15 protein-coding genes are annotated in these 18,495 nt (G+C 66.3%); 5 read left to right on the plus strand and 10 right to left on the minus strand.

All coding sequences use genetic code 11. The features are described from left to right. The first annotated feature begins 20 nt into the window (after positions 1-20). From U8L64_RS03995 to putP, 3 genes are all read left to right on the plus strand, one after another. Positions 21-776 carry an AraC family transcriptional regulator gene (locus U8L64_RS03995; protein WP_003290113.1) on the plus strand — a complete coding sequence of 252 codons (756 nt, stop codon included), beginning with the start codon at positions 21-23 and terminating at the stop codon, positions 774-776. A gap of 261 nt (positions 777-1,037) precedes the next feature. Then, a complete protein-coding gene (gene putA / locus U8L64_RS04000) occupies positions 1,038-4,199 on the plus strand; it encodes a bifunctional proline dehydrogenase/L-glutamate gamma-semialdehyde dehydrogenase PutA (protein ID WP_333394235.1) in 3,162 nt (1,053 codons plus the stop codon). 252 nt (positions 4,200-4,451) lie between these two features. Next, on the plus strand, positions 4,452-5,936 hold the full coding sequence (putP, locus tag U8L64_RS04005) for a sodium/proline symporter PutP (protein WP_333394237.1): 1,485 nt from the start codon (positions 4,452-4,454) through the stop codon (positions 5,934-5,936). A 128-nt stretch (positions 5,937-6,064) separates the two neighbouring features. Here putP and guaD read toward each other — a convergent pair whose 3' ends face one another. The 9 genes from guaD to arsC all read right to left on the minus strand — a co-directional run bounded on the left by guaD (position 6,065) and on the right by arsC (position 16,235). After that, positions 6,065-7,369, minus strand: coding sequence for a guanine deaminase (gene guaD, locus U8L64_RS04010; protein WP_333394239.1), 1,305 nt, complete (start codon positions 7,367-7,369; stop codon positions 6,065-6,067). A 106-nt stretch (positions 7,370-7,475) separates the two neighbouring features. Then, positions 7,476-8,318: a xanthine dehydrogenase accessory protein XdhC gene (gene xdhC, locus U8L64_RS04015; RefSeq protein ID WP_175415099.1), complete on the minus strand. Its 843-nt coding sequence runs from the start codon at positions 8,316-8,318 to the stop codon at positions 7,476-7,478. 124 nt (positions 8,319-8,442) lie between these two features. Further along, a complete protein-coding gene (gene xdhB / locus U8L64_RS04020) occupies positions 8,443-10,842 on the minus strand; it encodes a xanthine dehydrogenase molybdopterin binding subunit (RefSeq protein ID WP_333394242.1) in 2,400 nt (799 codons plus the stop codon). Then, positions 10,835-12,283 (minus strand): xanthine dehydrogenase small subunit, encoded by a 1,449-nt coding sequence (xdhA, locus tag U8L64_RS04025; RefSeq protein WP_077683779.1) that lies wholly within the window; start codon positions 12,281-12,283, stop codon positions 10,835-10,837. The genes xdhB and xdhA overlap by 8 nt, the downstream gene beginning before the upstream one ends. 267 nt (positions 12,284-12,550) lie before the next feature. After that, positions 12,551-13,906 carry an 8-oxoguanine deaminase gene (locus U8L64_RS04030; RefSeq protein WP_333394244.1) on the minus strand — a complete coding sequence of 452 codons (1,356 nt, stop codon included), beginning with the start codon at positions 13,904-13,906 and terminating at the stop codon, positions 12,551-12,553. A gap of 185 nt (positions 13,907-14,091) precedes the next feature. Beyond that, a complete protein-coding gene (locus U8L64_RS04035; protein ID WP_333394246.1) occupies positions 14,092-14,772 on the minus strand; it encodes an SDR family oxidoreductase in 681 nt (226 codons plus the stop codon). Between the two features lie 104 nt (positions 14,773-14,876). After that, positions 14,877-15,287, minus strand: a complete 411-nt coding sequence (locus U8L64_RS04040) for a DUF2069 domain-containing protein (protein ID WP_054094993.1) — start codon at positions 15,285-15,287, stop codon at positions 14,877-14,879. After that, on the minus strand, positions 15,280-15,885 hold the full coding sequence (gene wrbA / locus U8L64_RS04045; RefSeq protein ID WP_333394250.1) for an NAD(P)H:quinone oxidoreductase: 606 nt from the start codon (positions 15,883-15,885) through the stop codon (positions 15,280-15,282). Before wrbA ends, U8L64_RS04040 begins: the two co-directional genes overlap by 8 nt. Continuing rightward, positions 15,882-16,235 (minus strand): arsenate reductase (glutaredoxin), encoded by a 354-nt coding sequence (gene arsC, locus U8L64_RS04050; RefSeq protein ID WP_043297776.1) that lies wholly within the window; start codon positions 16,233-16,235, stop codon positions 15,882-15,884. The genes wrbA and arsC overlap by 4 nt, the downstream gene beginning before the upstream one ends. 86 nt (positions 16,236-16,321) lie before the next feature. Here arsC and U8L64_RS04055 point away from each other — a divergent pair, with 86 nt between their 5' ends. Continuing rightward, entirely contained in the window at positions 16,322-17,554 is a 1,233-nt protein-coding gene (locus tag U8L64_RS04055; RefSeq protein ID WP_043297567.1) for a virulence factor BrkB family protein, read from the plus strand. A gap of 144 nt (positions 17,555-17,698) precedes the next feature. Then, positions 17,699-17,881, plus strand: a complete 183-nt coding sequence (locus U8L64_RS04060; RefSeq protein ID WP_138300295.1) for a hypothetical protein — start codon at positions 17,699-17,701, stop codon at positions 17,879-17,881. 2 nt (positions 17,882-17,883) lie between these two features. On the opposite strand, the gene U8L64_RS04065 is transcribed toward U8L64_RS04060, so the two are convergent. After that, entirely contained in the window at positions 17,884-18,276 is a 393-nt protein-coding gene (locus U8L64_RS04065) for a hypothetical protein (protein WP_054094992.1), read from the minus strand. Positions 18,277-18,495: the final 219 nt, after the last annotated feature.

Raw genomic sequence — 18,495 nt, forward strand, 5'->3', positions numbered from 1 at the left:
GCCCGCTTCAGGTACTCGTCATGCTCAACGCCCGTTTGCTTCGCCTGGATGACCAGATTCACCAGCACGCCCACGACTATCACCAGCTGGTGCTGTCGCTGGCGGGCCGCGCCGAATTCGAGGTGGATGGTTCGGGCGGCGAGGTCTGCCGGATGCGCGCCTGCCTGGTGCCGGGCGACGCCGATCACGGCTTTGCCGGCATGGGCGACAACCGCATGCTGATCATCGATCTGGATGAGCAGGACGCCTGCCTAGATGACCCCGCGTTGCTCGCCCGGCTGTTCGAGGCGCCGCGCTACCCGGCGCTGGATGCCGATTTCCAGAATCTCCTGGCTTACGCCGGTGCCGAGCTGGCGCGCTATGGCAGCGATCCGTTGCTGGCACGAGCGCTTGGCGGCGTGCTGCTGCGCGCGCTGCACCTGCGCCTGTTCGGCGAAGCGCCGCAGCGCCCGAGCGGGCCGCTGGATTTGCAGCGGCTGGATGCGCACATCCAGGACAACCTGGCGCGACGCATCACGGTGGCCGAGCTGGCGCAGGTCGCCTGCCTGAGCCCCAGCCACTTCCACGTGCAGTTCAAGGACAGCGTCGGCCTCACGCCGCACCAGTATCTGCTCAAGAGCCGTCTCGACCGCGCCGCGCGGCTGCTGCGTGAATCGCCACTGCCGCTGGTGCGCATCGCCGAGGAGTGCGGTTTTTCCAGCCAGAGCGCACTGACCACCGCGACGCGCCGCTACCTCGGCCTGACCCCGCGCAAGCTGCGCCAGACCGACGACTGATCCCCACGCCGCGCCCGCTTTGCGCCCTTGCGGCCTGGCCGCTGGCGAAGCGCGCGCCAGTGTGCGGCGCCTTCGTGACGCTGCGGTTTCAGCGCGCCGCAATCGTAGCGTTTCGTAAAACTTCCGTAGTTTCCTGCAAGAAGTCGCGCCGGCGCTGCCCCTACATTCCGTCTCCGCCCCGACCCATCGTCGTGTATCGCGCCGAGGGCCGGGCCGTGAACTACACCTAATAAGCAGACACACCCTCAGAGGAGCGGCGCGATGTTCAAGGCCGGTCACGTGCTGGATGGCGCCTTTGCCAGCCAGAAAGCCGCAGAATTCTTTCCCACCATCAGCGCCAACTACAGCGTCGACGAAGCGGGCTATCTCACCGAACTGTTGCAGCTGGCCGATCCCGGCGAGGCGGGCATCGCCGCCATTCGTGAGCGCGCGCGCACGCTGATCGAGACCGTGCGCGGCCGCGAGAATGCCGTCGACACGCTCGATGCGCTGCTGCGCCAGTACAGCCTGGACACTCAGGAAGGGCTGATGCTGATGTGCCTGGCCGAAGCGCTGCTGCGCGTGCCGGACGCTGCCACGGCTGACGCGCTGATCCGCGACAAGCTCAATGCCGCCGAGTGGGAGCGCCACCTCGGCCAGAGCGACAACGTGCTGGTCAACTTCGCCGCCTGGGGGTTGGTGATGACCGGCAAGGTGGTCGATCCGGACACCGCCGACGGCCGCCCGAAAAATGTCATCGGCCGCCTGCTCAAGCGCTCCGGCGAGCCGGTGATCCGTGCCGCGATGAACCAGGCGATGAAGCTGATGGGCAAGCAGTTCGTGCTCGGCCGCACCATCGCCGAAGCGCTGAAGAACGGCCGGCCCGAGCGTGAGAAGGGCTACACCTATTCCTTCGACATGCTCGGCGAGGCGGCGCTGACCGCCGAGGACGCGGCCAAGTACATGGCCGATTACCGCCGCGCCGTGGAAACCGTCGGCGCCGAGCCGCAGGTCGGCCCCGGCCCGCGACCGTCGGTGTCGATCAAGCTGTCGGCGCTGCATCCGCGTTACGAAGTCGCCCAGCGCGAGCGCGTACTCAGCGAGCTGTTCGCCAACGTCCGTGAGCTGGCTGTGCTGGCGCGCCAGCGCGACGTCGGCATCACCATCGACGCCGAGGAGGCCGACCGCCTCGAACTGTCGCTGGAACTGTACGAAAAACTCCTGCGCGATCCGGCCATCGCCGGCTGGGGTGAGTTCGGTCTGGTGATCCAGGCCTATTCCAAGCGCTGCCTGCCGGTGCTGGTGTGGCTGACCCTGCTCGGCCGCGAGCTGGGCGCGCGCATCCCGCTGCGGTTGGTCAAGGGCGCCTACTGGGACAGCGAGATCAAGCAGTGTCAGGTGCAGGGTCTGGAGGGCTACCCGGTGTTCACCCGCAAGGAAGGTACCGACACCTCGTACCTCGCCTGCGCACGCTACCTGCTGTCCGAGCACACCCGCGGCGTGATCTACCCGCAGTTCGCCAGCCACAACGCACACACCGTCAGCTGCATCCTGGCGATGGCCGAGCAGACCGCCACGCCGCGCGAGTTCGAGTTCCAGCGCCTGCACGGCATGGGCGATGCGCTGTACGACACGGTGATCGAGAAGTACCGCAAGAACGTGCGCATCTACGCGCCGGTCGGTGCGCACAAGGACCTGCTGCCCTATCTGGTGCGGCGCCTGCTGGAGAACGGTGCCAACTCCTCGTTCGTCCACCAGCTGGTCGACCCGCGCGTGCCGGTGGATTCGCTGATCGATCACCCGGTGAGCCAGCTGCGCCAGTTTGCGGCGCTCGGCAACCCGCGCATTCCGCTGCCCCCGGCGCTGTATGGCAATCGCAAGAACTCCCAAGGGATCAACATGAATATCCAACAACAATGGAACGAACTGGCCAGCGCCTACCAACCCTTCCTCGACCGCCAGTGGCAGGCCATGCCGGTGATCGGCGGCCAGCGTCTGGGCGGTAGCGCCAGCGAAGTGCGTTGCCCCTACGACCTGAACAAGGTCGTCGGCACGGCGCAGTTCGCCAGCGCCGAGCAGGCGCGCCAGGCCATCGACGCGCTGGCGGCCTACTGGCCGACCTGGAACGCGACGCCGGTGGACAGCCGCGCGGCGATCCTCGAACGCCTGGCCGAGCTGCTGGAGCGCAACCGCGCCGAGCTGATGGCACTGTGCACCGTGGAAGCCGGCAAGTCGCTACAGGACGGCATCGACGAAGTGCGCGAGGCGGTGGACTTCTGCCGCTACTACGCGCAGCAGGCGCGCCTGAAACTGGGCCGCGAAGAGCTGAAAGGCCCGACTGGCGAGCGCAACGAGCTGTTCCATGAAGGCCGCGGCGTGTTCGTCTGCGTCAGCCCGTGGAACTTCCCGCTGGCCATCTACCTCGGCCAGATCAGCGCGGCGCTGGTCGCCGGCAACACCGTGCTGGCCAAGCCGGCCGAGCAGACCAGCCTGATCGCCGCGCGCGCGCTGGAGCTGATGTTCGAGGCCGGCCTGCCGAAGGACGCCATCGCGCTGCTGCCGGGCGACGGCGCCACGCTGGGCGGTGTGTTCTGCCGCGATCCGCGGGTGGTCGGCGTGTGCTTCACCGGCTCCACCGACACCGCGCGGATCATCAATCGCCAGCTGGCCGAAAAGGAAGGCCCGATCGCCACGCTGATCGCCGAAACCGGCGGACAGAACGCGATGATCGTCGACTCCACCGCGCTGCCCGAGCAGGTGATCAAGGATGCCGTCAGCTCCGCCTTCACCAGCGCCGGCCAGCGCTGCTCGGCCCTGCGCGTGCTCTACGTGCAGCGCGATATCGCCGACCGCGTCATCGAGCTGCTCAAGGGCGCGATGGCCGAGCTGAAGGTCGGCCCCACCCATCTGCGCGAAAACGATATCGGGCCGGTGATCGATGAGGAGGCGCGCGACGGCCTGCTGGCGCATATCCAGCAGCTGAAGAACGAAGGCCGGCTGATCGCCGAAGCGACCCTGCCGGCTGGCCTCAACGGCCATTTCGTAGCGCCGGTGGCCTTCGAGATCGAGGGCATCGAACAGCTCAAGAAAGAGCATTTCGGCCCGGTTCTGCATGTCGTGCGCTACGATGCCGCCGATCTGGAAAAGGTCGTCGCGGCGATCAACGGCACCGGCTACGGCCTGACCCTCGGCGTGCACAGCCGCAACGAGGAAACCGCCGAACGCATCGAGCAGCTGGCGCGGGTCGGCAACGTCTACGTCAACCGTAACCAGATCGGCGCGGTGGTCGGCGTACAGCCCTTCGGCGGCTGCGGGCTGTCCGGCACCGGGCCGAAGGCCGGCGGGCCGAGCTACCTGCTGCGTTTCACCAACGAGCGCACCACTTCGACCAACACCACGGCGGTGGGCGGTAACGCCTCGCTGCTGTCGCTCGGCGACGACTGAGCACGGTGAGCGCATGGCAATCGCCGCCGCAAACCGCACGGCGATTTTCCATGTGACGGGCACCAGCGGTACCCTCGGCGGCTTTGGCAGCCGGGGCACAACAATAACGGACAGATGGCGGACGCTCTTCCGCCACTGACGGGCCGGTTTCGGACCTGTCGCAGGTGATGGCGCCAGTGCCATCGCCCTCTGCCAAGGGCGCGACGCGATCTGCTCGCGGTGCGCCGGACAACAACTAACGAGGGATACACAATGAGCGCCAGTACACCCACCCTGATCACGTTCGTGGTCTACATCGCGGCGATGATCTTCATCGGTTTCGCCGCCTATCGCGCCACCAAGAACTTCGACGACTACATCCTCGGCGGCCGCAGCCTCGGCAGTTTCGTCACCGCCTTGTCGGCCGGCGCCTCGGACATGAGCGGCTGGCTGCTGATGGGCCTGCCGGGGGCGATCTTCGTCGCCGGCCTGTCGGAGAGCTGGATCGCCATCGGCCTGATCATCGGCGCCTGGCTCAACTGGCTGTTCGTCGCCGGGCGGCTGCGCGTGCACACCGAGCACAACCACAACGCGCTGACCCTGCCGGACTACTTCACCCACCGCTTCGAGGACACCAGCCGCCTGCTGCGCATCTTCTCGGCGCTGGTGATCCTGGTGTTCTTCACCATCTACTGCGCCTCCGGCGTGGTGGCCGGTGCGCGGCTGTTCGAGTCCACCTTCGGCGTGCCCTATGACCTGGCGCTGTGGATCGGGGCGGCGGCGACCATTCTCTATGTGTTCATCGGCGGCTTCCTCGCGGTGAGCTGGACCGACACCGTGCAGGCGACGCTGATGATCTTCGCGCTGCTGGTCACGCCGCTGTTCGTCATCCTGGCGCTGGGCGACATGGGTAGCGTGATGGCCACCATCGAGGCGCAGAATCCGGCCAACTTCGACATGTTCCGCGGGCTGTCCTTCGTTGCGATCATCTCGCTGCTGGCCTGGGGCCTGGGCTACTTCGGCCAGCCGCACATTCTGGTGCGCTTCATGGCGGCCGACTCGGTCAAGACCATCCCCAACGCCCGTCGTATCGGCATGGCCTGGATGATTCTGTGCCTGGGCGGCGCGGTGGCGGTGGGCTTCTTCGGTATCGCCTACTTCGCCGGGCACCCGGAGCTGGCCGGCCCGGTGAGCGAGAACGGCGAGCGGGTGTTCCTCGAGCTGGTGAAGATCCTGTTCAACCCGTGGGTCGCCGGCCTGATTCTCTCCGGCGTGCTGGCGGCGGTGATGAGCACTCTGAGCGCGCAGCTGCTGGTCAGCTCCAGCGCGCTGACCCAGGACTTCTACAAGGCGATGCTGCGCAAGAACGCCTCGCAGACCGAGTTGGTCTGGGTCGGCCGCGCCATGGTGCTGCTGATCGCGCTGGTCGCCATCGGCATCGCCTCCAACCCGGAGAGCAAGGTGCTGGGCCTGGTGTCCTACGCCTGGGCCGGATTCGGCGCGGCATTCGGTCCGGTGGTGCTGATCTCGCTGCTGTGGAAGCGCATGACCCGCAACGGCGCGCTGGCCGGCATGCTGGTCGGTGCCATCACCGTGGTGGTGTGGAAGGAGTTCATCGGTCTGGGGCTGTACGAGATCATCCCCGGCTTCATCCTCGCCAGCCTGGCGATCTTCGTGGTCAGCCTGATGGGCGCCGAGCCCGCGCCGAGCATCGTCAAGCGCTTCGAGGAAGCCGACGCGGATTACCACGCCGGTTGAACCAGCGGGTAGGGTGGATGGCCGCAGCCATCCACCTTCTGGCAAGTGCTGGTGGAAAATCGCTACGCGAGTTTTCCACCCTACGGATGAAAGGCCGCTCTTGCGCAATGCAGAGCGGCTTTTTCGCTTCAGGCTTTGCGGTGCACCGACACGCCGGCGGCGTAGGTTTCCTTCACGGCGCGGTCGTCGCCGAGCATCATCAGGGCGAAGAGTTTTTCTTCCAGCGTCTTGGCCTGGCGCAGGCGGTAGTCGATCAGCGGCGTGGCCTGGTAATCGAGCACCACGAAGTCGGCGTCCTTGCCCGGTTGCAGGTTGCCGATCTGGTCGTCCAGATACAGCGCCCGCGCGCCGCCGAGGGTGGCGAGATACAGGGACTTGAACGGATCGAGCTTCTTGCCCTGCAGCTGCATCACCTTGTAGGCCTCGTTCAGCGACTGCAGCTGCGAGAAGCTGGTGCCGGCGCCGACATCGGTGCCCAGGCCGACGCGCACGCCGAAGCCCTCGACCTTTTCCAGATCGAACAGGCCGCTGCCGAGGAACAGGTTGGAGGTCGGGCAGAACGCCACCGCCGAACCGGTTTCGCCCAGGCGCCGGCACTCGTCGTCGCACAGGTGCACGCCGTGGGCGAATACCGCGCGCGCGCCGATCAGCCCGTGGTGGTCGTAGACGTCCAGGTAGCCCTTGCGCGCCGGGAACAGCTCGCGCACCCATTCGATCTCCTTGCGGTTCTCGGAGAGGTGGGTGTGCATGTAGAGGCCCTGGTATTCCTTGAACAGCTGGCCGGCCAGCGCCAGTTGCTCCGGCGTGCTGGTCGGCGCGAAGCGCGGGGTGACGGCGTAGTGCAGGCGGCCCTTGCCGTGCCAGCGCTCGATCAGCTCGCGGCTGTCGGCATAGCCCGATTCGGCGGTGTCGGTCAGGTAGTCCGGGGCGTTGCGGTCCATCAGCACCTTGCCGGCGATCATCCGCAGGTTGCGCTTCTCGCAGGCCGCGAAGAAGGCATCCACCGACTGCTTGTGCACGCTGCCGAACACCAGCGCAGTGGTGGTGCCGTTGCGCAGCAGTTCGTTCAGGAAGACCTCGGCGACCTCGCCGGCGTGAGCCGGGTCGGCGAAGGCGCGTTCGGTGGGGAAGGTGTAGGTGTTGAGCCAGTCCAGCAGCTGCTCGCCGTAGGAGGCGATCATGCCGGTCTGCGGGTAGTGGATGTGGGTGTCGATGAAGCCCGGGGTGATCAGCGCGTTCGGGTATTCGATGACTTCGCTGCCCGCCGGCAGCGCCGGCAGCAGTTCGCTGGCGGCGCCGATGCGCGCGACCTTGCCGTCCTCGACGACCAGCAGGCCGTCCTCGAAGTATTCGTGGGATTGCTCGATGCCCACTTCGCGTGGGTCGGCGAGGCAGTGGAGCAGGGCGGCACGGTAGGCTTGGGTGCGGGACATGGTGTTCTCTTCGCTGTCGTTCTTCTGCACGCGCGGCAGCGTCCTGACGTGACGGGCGCCAGCCTGTTCACGCGCAAGTCCGCTGCCGCCGGTAGCGTTTGTGGATTCAGCCGCGGCGCGAGGCCGGGACCAGCATGGGGATGGGTTTTTCGCCGCCTTCGCGCTTCTCGCCGCGCTTTTCACCGAAATGCGCGTTGTAGGTGGCGATCACCTCGCCGGCGATGGACACGGCGATCTCCACCGGCAGCTTGCCCTTAACCTCGGCGATACCCATCGGGCAGCGCATGCGTTGCACGGTTTCCGGCTGGAAGCCGCGGTCGCGCAGGCGATGCTCGAACTTGGCGCGCTTGCTCTGCGAGCCGATCAGCCCGTAGTAGGTGAAATCGTTGCGTTCGAGGATGGCCGCGGTCAGCTCCAGATCGAGCTGGTGATTATGCGTCATGACGATGAAATAGCTGCCGGGAGGCATGTCGTCGACTTCCTCGACCACATCGTCGTTGACCACCTTTTCCACACCGCGCGGAATTTCGGCGGGGAATTCGTTCTCGCGCGAGTCGATCCAGCGCACCTTGCACGGCAGGCTGGCCAGCAACGGCACCAGCGCGCGGCCGACATGGCCGGCACCGAACACGGCAATGTGCGCCTGCGGCTGCCCCATCGGCTCGAACAGCACGACGGCCGCTCCGCCGCAGCACTGGCCGAGGCTGGCGCCGAGAGCGAAGCGCTCCAGGCGCGTCTCGCGACTGCGGCTTGCCAGCATCTCGCGGGCAATCTGCTGCACGCGGTATTCCAGGTGGCCGCCGCCGATGGTGTCGTACAGGCGCTCGCCGGTGACCACCATCTTCGAGCCGGCATTGCGCGGCGTCGAGCCGCGCTCCTCGACGATGGTGACCAGCACGCAGGGTTCGCCTTTTTGTTGCAGTTCGGCGAGTGCGTCGATCCAGGACAGGTTGCTCATTGCTTGGTCCTTCGTAGTGCAGGTGGCCGCCCCGTGGAAAACCGCGAAGCGTTTTCCACCGGAACATTCGTGTTGCGACCGTGGTGGACAAGCGGAGCGTTGTCCACCCTACGGGTCAGTGCGCGGCTTCCATTGCAGGCTCCGGTATGGACGCCGCCTGTTGCTTCAACTTGCGCATCTGCTCCACGCCCCAGAGCACGCGCTCGGGCGTCGCCGGGGCGTCGATCTGCGGCTGCGCCCGGTAGTCGGCCAGGCTCGCCACGGCATCCTTGATCGCGCACCAGACCGAGATGCCGAGCATGAACGGCGGCTCGCCGACGGCCTTGGAGTGGAACACGGTGTCTTCGGGGTTCTTGCGGTTCTCCACCAGCTTGACGCGCAGGTCCAGCGGCATGTCGGCGACCGCCGGGATCTTGTAGCTCGCCGGGCCGTTGGTCATCAGCTTGCCCTTGTCGTTCCACACCAGCTCTTCCATGGTCAGCCAACCCAGGCCCTGGACGAAGCCGCCTTCGACCTGGCCGATGTCGATGGCCGGGTTCAGCGAGGCGCCGACGTCATGCAGGATGTCGCTGCGCAGCATCTTGTATTCGCCGGTCAGGGTATCGACGATCACTTCCGAGCAGGCCGCACCATAGGCGAAGTAGTAGAACGGCCGCCCGCGCGCCTGGCTGCGGTCGTAGTAGATCTTCGGCGTGCGGTAGAAGCCGGTGGACGACAGCGAGACCTGGCCGAAATAGGCCTGCTGGATCAACTCCTCGAACGACACGTACTGGTCGCGGATGCGTACCTGGCCGTTACGGAATTCGACATCCTCCTCGGTGACGTTCCAGTGCCGCGCGGCGAACTCGACCAGCCGTTGCTTGATGGTCAGCGCCGCGTTCTGCGCCGCCTTGCCGTTGAGGTCGGCGCCGCTGGAGGCGGCCGTCGGCGAGGTGTTGGGCACCTTGTCGGTGTTGGTGGCGGTGATCTGGATGCGCTCGATGTCGACCTGGAACACCTCGGCCACCACCTGCGCGACCTTGGTGTTGAGGCCCTGGCCCATCTCGGTGCCGCCGTGGTTCAGGTGGATGCTGCCGTCGGTGTAGACGTGCACCAGCGCGCCGGCCTGGTTGAGGAAGCTCGCGGTGAAGCTGATTCCGAACTTCACCGGGGTCAGCGCCAGGCCCTTCTTCAGGATCGGGCTTGTGGCATTGAACGCGCGGATCTCTTCGCGGCGGCGGGTGTACTCGCTGCTGGCCTCCAGCTCGGCGGTCATCTCCTCGAGCATGTTGTGCTCGACGGTCTGGTAATAGGGCGTAACGTTGCGTTCGGTCTTGCCGTAGTAGTTGCGCTTGCGCACGTCGAGCGGGTCCTTGCCCAGCTCGCGGGCGATAGCGTCCATGATCTCCTCGATGGCTACCATCCCTTGCGGGCCGCCGAAGCCGCGGTAGGCGGTGTTCGAGGCGAGGTTGGTCTTGCAGCGGTGGCCGTGGATGGTGGCATCGCCCAGGTAATAGGCGTTGTCGGAGTGGAACATGGCGCGGTCGACGATCGAACCGGACAGATCCGGCGAGTAGCCGCAGTTGCCGGCAAGATCGATCTGGATGCCGTGCAGCAGGCCGTCGTCGTCGAAGCCGACGTCGTACTCGACATAGAACGGGTGGCGCTTGCCGGTCATGGTCATGTCTTCCATGCGCGGCAGGCGCATCTTGGTCGGCCGACCGGTGAGGTACGCGATCACCGCGCACAGGCAGGCCGGCATCGAGGCCTGGGTTTCCTTGCCGCCGAAGCCGCCGCCCATGCGGCGCATGTCGATGACGATCTTGTTCATCGGCACGCCGAGCACTTCGGCCACAAGCTTCTGCACCTCGGTGGGGTTCTGCGTCGAGGTGTAGACGATCATGCCGCCATCCTCGGTGGGCATCACCGAGGAAATCTGCGTCTCCAGGTAGAAGTGCTCCTGACCGCCGATGTGCAGCGTGCCCTGCAGCCGGCGCGGTGCGCTGGCCAGGGCGCTGGCCGAGTCGCCGCGCTGGTGGGTGTGACTATCCAGTACGAAGTGCTTCTTGCGCAGCGCCTCGACCACGTCGAGCACCGGCTCCAGATCCTCGTATTCGATGATTGCGGCCATGGCCGCCTTGCGCGCGGTTTCCAGGCTGTCGGCAGCCACGGCGATCACCGGCTGGCCGATGTACTCCACCTTGCCGTCGGCCAGCAGCGGGTCGCCGGCGACCACCGGGCCGATGTCCAGCTGACCGGGGACGTCCTCGGCGGTGATGGCGATGGCCACGCCCGGAATCTGGTAGCAGGGCGAAGTGTCGATGCGCACGATACGGGCATGGGCACGGTCGCTCATGCGGGCATAGACGTGCAGCTGGTTGGGGAACTCCAGGCGGTCGTCGACGTACACCGCTTCGCCGGAGACGTGCTTGGGTGCGCTGTCGTGCTTGACGCTGCGACCGACACCGGTGACCAGGTCCTGCTTGAACAGGGCGATGAGTTCTTCCTGGGTCTTGGCAAGGCTGTGGTTAGACATATGCGGTCACCCTCGTCTCGGTCTTGGACGCTTGTTGTTCGAGGAAACATTTGCGCAGCAGGTTCTGCGCCACCAGCAGGCGGTACTCGCGGCTGGCACGGAAGTCGGTCAGCGGGGTGAAGTCTTCGGCCAGCGCATCGCAGGCCGCCTCCACGGTCTGCTGGTTCCACGGTGCGCCCTTGAGCGTCGCCTCGCAGGCCGCAGCGCGTTTGGGAATCGCCGCCATGCCGCCGAAGGCGACGCGGGCATCGGCGATCACGCCGCCTTCGAGCTGCAGATCGAAGGCGGCGCAGACGGCGGAAATGTCGTCGTCCAGGCGCTTGGAGACCTTGTACGCGCGGAACAGCCGCTGCGGCGTCGCGCGCGGCACCCGCACCTTCTCGATGAACTCGCCGGGCTGACGCGCGGTGACCTTGTAGTCGAGGAAGAAATCCTGCAGCGGCAAGGTGCGCGTGTCGGCGCCGTGGCGCAGGACAATCTCGGCGCCGAGGGCGATCAGCAGCGGCGGCGAATCGCCGATGGGCGAGGCGTTGCCGATGTTGCCGCCCAGCGTACCCTGGTTGCGGATCTGCAGGGAGGCAAAGCGTTGCAGCAGCTCGCCGAAATCCGGGTAGTCGGCGGCCAGCGCGGCGTAGCAGTCGGTCAGCGGCGCGGCGGCGCCGATCTCGATATGGCGGTCGGTGATTACCACCTGCTTCATCTCGGCGACCTGACCGACGTGGATCAGCAGCGGCAGCGCGCGATGGAACTGGGTGACTTCCAGCGCCAGGTCGGTGCCTCCGGCAAGCAGTCGCGCGTCCGGGTTGGCGGCGTAGACCTCGGCCAATTCGGCGACGGTCAGTGGCGACAGGCAGCGCTTGTCGCCATCGCTGAGCTCGGCCATTTCACGCGGCGCGATGGCCTTGAGCTGAGCGATGGTCTCGGCTTCTTCTGCGTCGAACTGGTCCGCCTCGGGATGGGTGCAGGCCTGTTCGGCGGCGGCGAGGATCGGCCGGTAGCCGGTGCAGCGGCAAAGGTTGCCGGCCAGCGCTTCGTGGGTCTGGTGGGGGTCGTACTCGTTCACCGCGGCGGCATTCTTCTGCAAGGCGAACAGGCTCATGACGAAGCCCGGCGTGCAGAAGCCGCACTGCGAGCCGTGGCAGTCGACCATCGCCTGCTGCACGCTGTGCAGACGGCCCTGGTGCTTGAGATCCTCGACGCTGATCAGCTGCTTGCCGTGCAGCGCGGAGACGAAGGTCAGGCAGGAGTTGAGGGTGCGGTAGCGCAGGCGTTCACCGACCAGTTCGCCGACCACCACGGTGCAGGCGCCACAGTCGCCGGAGGCGCAGCCCTCCTTGGTACCGGTCTTGCCACGGTGCTCGCGCAGGTATTGCAGCACCGTGGTGTTGGGGTCGAGCGTGCGCTCGCTGCGCAGCTCGCGATTGAGCAGAAACTGGATCAAGGTAGACCTCCGCTTTCTTGTTCTTGGCTCTCGGATAGCGCCTGGAGCGAAAAATTAGTATTAACTGACTTTTCGGTCAAGAAAAATTGACTGAAAAGTCAATGTGACGGACGAGCGCACCTGGCGGCCAACAGCCATACAGCAGTGGACGAGCGTTACTAACAGCAAGTAAAGCCGTCTGCGCCACGTCGGTGACGGCTTTTGACAGCAGGTCCGCAACCGCGAGCGAACGCCATGCCGACGTCGTCCCGGTTGCGGAGTGCGTGGTCAGTCGGCGATCAGCTCGCGCGCCGCCTGGCGGTGATCGGCGATCAGCCCGGCGACATCCAGACCTTCGATCTGACCGTCGATCACCCGCCAGCGGCCGCCGACCATCACCCGGTCGGCGCGATCGGCCGCGCACAGCAGCAGCGCGGCGATGGGATCGTGGCTGCCGGAGAAGCGCAGTTCGTCGAGCTTGAACAGGGCGAGGTCGGCCTGCTTGCCGACCGCCAGCTCGCCGATGTCGTTGCGTCCGAGCAGCCGCGCCGAACCGCGCGTCGCCCAGCCGAGCACCTTCTCGGGCGTGATCTTCGCCGCACCGTAGCGCAGGCGTCCGATGAACAGCGCCTGGCGCGCTTCGAGCATCATGTTGGAGGCGTCGTTGGAGGCCGAGCCGTCGACGCCCAGGCCGATGATGGCGCCCTTGTCTTCCAGCTCCAGCGTGTGGCAGATGCCCGAGGCCAGGCGCATGTTGGAGCTCGGGCAATGACAGATGCCGACACCGGCCGCGCCCAGGCGATGGATTTCCACCTGGTTGAAATGGATGCCATGCGCCAGCCAGGTCCTCGGGCCGAGCCAGCCGACACTCTGCAGGTAGTCCACGGTGCGCATGCCGAAGCGCTGCGCGCAGAACTCCTGCTCGTCCAGCGTCTCGGCCAGGTGGGTATGCAGGCGCACGTCGCGGGCCTCTGCCAGCTCGGCGCAGGCGCGCATGATGTCGGTGGTCACCGAGAACGGCGAGCAGGGTGCCAGGGCAATCTGAATCTGCGCGCCGTCGCCGCGCTCGTGGTAGCGCTCGATCAGTCGCTCGCTGTCGGCGAGGATCGTTTCGGCATCCTGCACCACGCTCTTGCACGGCAGGCCGCCGTTCTCCTTGGACAGGTTCATCGAGCCGCGCGTCAGCATGGCGCGCATGCCCAGCTCGCGGACGGACTCGACCTGGATGTCGATCGCCTCCTCGAGCCCCGCCGGGAACAGGTAGTGGTGGTCGGCGGCGGTGGTGCAGCCGGACAACAGCAGTTCGGCCAGCGCCACCTTGCTTGCCAGCTCCAGCGCTCGCGGCGTGAGCCGGGCCCAGACCGGGTAGAGCGTCAGCAGCCAGTTGAACAGCGGCTCGTTGACCACCGGCCCCCAGGCACGGGTGAGCGTCTGGTAGAAGTGGTGATGGGTGTTGACCAGCCCCGGCAGCACGACGTGCTCGCGGGCATCGAAGGTCTCGCTCACCGGCTGCGCCGGCGAGGCCCCGGCGGCGAGCATTTCGACGATGACGCCGTTTTCGACCACCAGCCCGCCGGGGGCCTGGCTATCGTTGGCGGTGAACAGGGCGAGGGGATTCTTGATCCAGATACGGTCAGCAGGCATGGCCGGCTTTCTCCTGAAGGGTTGAGTTCAGAGTAGCCAGCTCAGTTATGCCCTGTCTGCTGATCCAGGGGGTGTCGCCGTGGCGAGCATCCGGGGGCGAACGATAGCCGCGGTGTACGGACTTGTCGACCGTCGGTGCCAGGGTAGGGGAGGCTGCGACCGGACCGCGTCCGGTCGCGAGCGAATCACCAGGGTAGCGGATTGCCCTGGAAGTCGAGGTAGCGATGACCGCCCTGGCCGATGGCGCGGATTACCTGCTCGGTCATGCCGCGCGTGCTGGTCTCGATATCCAGCGGCGCCTCGCTGCCGCCCATGTCGGTCTTCACCCAGCCCGGATGCATCGACAGCACCGTCAGCGTGCTTTCGCCCAGGCCGGCGACGAAGGAACGCGTCAGGTGGTTGAGTGCGGCCTTGCTGGCGCCGTACAGCGGCATGCCCATGCCGGGGCCGGTTTCGACGCTGCCGAGGATGGAACTCATGAAGACGATGACGCCCTGTTTCTGCTCCACCAGCGGCAGCAGCCGCTCGGCCAGGCGCACCGGCGCGACCGCATTGGTGAAGAACAGCTGGCCGACTTCCATCTGGCTGGCCGCGGTGGCGGGCTTGCCCTGCGGGCCGGCGATACCGGCGTTGACGTAGAGCACATCGAGCTGCGTGCCCGCCAGACGCTGTGCGAGTCGTTCGAGGCTGTCGGCATCGTCCAGCTCCAGCGCTTCGATCCGCACGCCGGCCAGCGCCTTGAGCGCATCGGCGCGTGCCGGATCGCGCACGGTGGCGATCACTTGCCAGCCCTGGCTGGAGAACTGCCGCGCCAGGCCGAGACCGAGGCCGCGCGAGGCGCCGACGATGAGAATGGTTCTGCTCATGGAATGCTCCGGGCGATTGAGGGAATTTGCAGTCTGGCGCGCCGCCGTGCCGATGGCGAGTGCCATGCGGCAGCCGCCCGCCGCAGCCGATGTTCAGCAGCCTGTCAGGGTTCGCCGGCCAGCTTGCGTTGGTACTGGTAGGCCCAGCGCGTATACAGCAGCGCCGAGGTGAACAGGGTCAGACTGAGCAGTGCCTCCAGCCAGCCGTAGAGCATGCGATGCGGATCGATTGCGGCGAGCACACCCTGGAGGAAGTAGATATTCACGATGAAGCAGGTCCAGGCGTGCGCCCGTGGGCTGCCGAGGATCATGCCCGGTGCGACCAGCAGCAGCGGGAGCAGCTGGATGCCGATCACCACCCAGGTGCGCGCGCCGTGCAGGTCGGCGAAGACGAGGTTCCAGATCGTCAGCAGCGCCGCGAGGGCGACAAAGCTGGCGAGACTGGCGACGCGGGCGAACTTCAGTCGTGGCGCCAGCCAATCGAGGGCCGGCAGGGGCTTGCGCGCTTTAGCCACGGGATGCCTCCAGACGCTGTGCAGTCTGCGCCAGGCGCTGGCCGAGTGCGCGGCAGAGGGCGGTTTCATGCGTATCGAGCGCCCGCTTGCCGTCGGCACCGGCATGGTGGCTGGCGCCATATGGCGTGCCGCCGCCACGGGTTTCCAGCAGGGCGTTCTCGCTGTAGGGCAGGCCCAGAACCAGCATGCCGTGATGCAGCAGCGGCAGCAGCATCGACAGCAGCGTGCTCTCCTGGCCGCCGTGCAGGCTGGCGGTGGAGGTGAACACTGCGGCGGGCTTGCCGACCAGCTCGCCGGTCAGCCACAGGCTGCTGGTGCCGTCGAGGAAGTACTTGAGCGGGGCGGCCATGTTGCCAAAGCGCGTCGGGCTGCCGAGCGCAACGCCGGCGCAGTGCTTCAGATCGTCCAGCGTGGCGTAGAGCGCGCCGTCGTGCGGAATGCTCGGCGCCACCGCTTCGCATTCGCTGGATATCGCCGGCACCGTGCGCAGACGCGCCTCGAGTCCGGTCATTTCGATACCGCGGGCGATCTGCCGAGCCATCTCGGCGGTGGCGCCGTGACGGCTGTAATAGAGCACGAGGATGTACGGCGCACTCACGGCAGGATCTCCAGCACGCGTTCCGGCGGGCGTCCGACCACGGCTTTGTCGCCGGCGATTAGGATCGGCCGCTCGATCAGTCGCGGATGGGCGACCATTGCCTCGATCAGCTGTGTGTCGCTGAGGTTCGGGTCGGCCAGGCCGAGGCTCTGGTATTCCTCTTCGCCGCTGCGCAGCAGTTGCCGCGCGCTCAGTCCGAGCTTGGCCAGCAGGGCCCGCAGTTCGGTGGCGCTGGGCGGGGTTTCCAGGTAGCGCACGATGTGCGGCTCGAGCCCGCGGGCTTCGAGCAATTCCAGCGCGCCGCGCGATTTCGAGCAGCGCGGGTTGTGATAGAGGGTAAGTTCGGTCATTTTGGGTTGCGCCTCGCCGATGAAGGCGGCCATTCTAACCCTCCCGGGGGGACGGTTCGAAACGACCGGTTGGCTAAGGAGCGGGGATGCAGCAGCGCATCGACAATCTGATGGAGTTCTGTCGCTTTCTGGTGCAGCGTTTCGTCGCCGACCGCGGCCCGAACAGTGCGGCGGCGCTGACCTACACCACCCTGTTCGCGGTGGTGCCGATGATGACCGTCACCTTCGCCATGCTTTCTGCGATTCCGGCGTTCCAGGGCGTCGGCGAACAGATCCAGCTGTATATCTTCAAGAACTTCATTCCCTCCACCGGAGCGACGATTCAGGAATACCTGATTGCGTTCACCAGCCAGGCGCGCCAGCTGACCTGGTTCGGCGTCGGATTCCTGATGGTGACCGCGCTGATGATGCTGCTCACCATCGAGAAGGCCTTCAACACCATCTGGCGCGTGCGCCAGCCGCGGCGCGGGGTGTCGAGCTTCCTGCTGTACTGGGCGATTCTCAGCCTCGGCCCGCTGCTCCTCGGTGCGGGGTTTGCGACCAGTACCTACATCGCCTCGCTGGCACTGATCTCGGGGCCGCATGCGTTGCTCGGCGCGGGCACGCTGCTGAAGGCGATGCCGCTGGTGCTCAGCATCCTGGCCTTCACCTTGCTCTACGCGGCGGTGCCCAATACCCGGGTGCCGCTGCGCCATGCGCTGGCGGGCGGGCTGTTCGCCGCGGTGCTGTTCGAGGCGGCCAAGCAACTGTTCGGCCTGTATGTCAGCTATTTCCCGAGTTACCAGCTGATCTATGGTGCTTTCGCGGCGGTGCCGTTGTTCCTGCTGTGGATTTACCTGTCGTGGATGATCGTGCTGTTCGGCGCCGAGCTGGTCTGCGGCCTCTCCTCGTCGCAGCAGTGGCGCCGCCGACGCCTGCCGCGTCTGCTGGTGATGTTGGTGCTGCTGCGGTTGCTCTATGACCGCCAGCAGGAAGGGCGCGAGCTCGCGCTGCGTGACATGCACCGCGCCGGCTGGCACCTGCCCGAAGACGAGTGGGACGAGCTGCTGGAATTCTTCGAGCGCGAACAGCTGGTCTGCCGCACGGGATCGGGCGGTTGGGTGCTGTGTCGCGACCTCAGTCATTACAGCCTCGACCAGCTGTTGCGCCACAACCCGTGGCCGTTGTCTGGGCTGGAGCGGCTGCCCGAGACGTTGTCGGAAGCCTGGTATCCGACTCTGCGGCGCTCTCTGGAGCTGCTGCAGCAGGAGCAGCTCAATCTGTTCGGTGGCAGTCTGGCCGACTGGCTGAGCGTCGGTGGTGACAAAAACGGTCAGTAGCTGAGCGATTCCGCCTTCGTGCCATAGCACTTTGGCATCTCGGTTGTGTTGAACGTTGCTAATGCACGGAGGTGGAGCACGGCAGAGCCAGGCTGGCACGTTTCTAGCTGAGGCTTGCACTGAGGCGAAGGAAGGAATGTGGCCGTGAAGACCGAACGCAATACTGTCATCCATCTGCACCAACGGGCTCCGGAGGTGGCGTTGCAGTCGCTCAACCGCCTGACTGGCCTGACCTTCAGCCACTGGCCCGAATCGCTCGTCCTCCTGTGCAAGCAGGACGAGCCCGTCGAGCGGGATTCGCCTGCGGCGGAAAAGCGGGCGCGCTAAACCTACGCTTGTATCAGCTGTGCTGGCGCTTCGATCCGTTCGGCGGCCTGCACGAAGAGTTCCTCGACCTTCATCTGCTCGATCTCCACGCCGGCGCGCAGGTACACCTGCAGATCTTCGATCCGGCTTCTGACGATCAGGCGCGCGACGCCAGACAGCAAGATCCTGCCGTTGCTATCGGTACGCCCGTGATCCACGGCGGCTTCGCGTCGCTGTTGGCCGTCGCGGTATTTCATCACCAGGGAAACGCTCAATCCGGCCTGCCCGTGCAGCTGCAGCCAGCTGGCGATGTTGAACTCGGCGACGCGGCCCTCATAGGCCGTGAGTGCGAGGGGCGCCTGGTCGACGATGTGAGAAGGCACAGGGCTAATCAGTTTGTCATGGAGCTGGGACATGGCTTCGCTGCAGGCAGGGAGGATGGTAGGTGCGAAATTATAGGCAGCACCTTGGCGGCAAAACTGTGCACGTTGCCGACGCCAGGCGTGACTAGGCTCCCAGTTCGGCGAAGACGCCGGTTCGCTGGCAGCAGTCGGCGGAGCCGACATAAAGGTGGCGCGCATGGTTGCCTTGCGGCGCTTGCATGGGTCAGGCTAGCGGCATCGAATATTCTGGCG

The sequence above is a fragment of the Pseudomonas sp. FIP_A4 genome (genome assembly GCF_036701605.1).
In the GTDB taxonomy this organism is placed as follows: domain Bacteria; phylum Pseudomonadota; class Gammaproteobacteria; order Pseudomonadales; family Pseudomonadaceae; genus Stutzerimonas; species Stutzerimonas phenolilytica.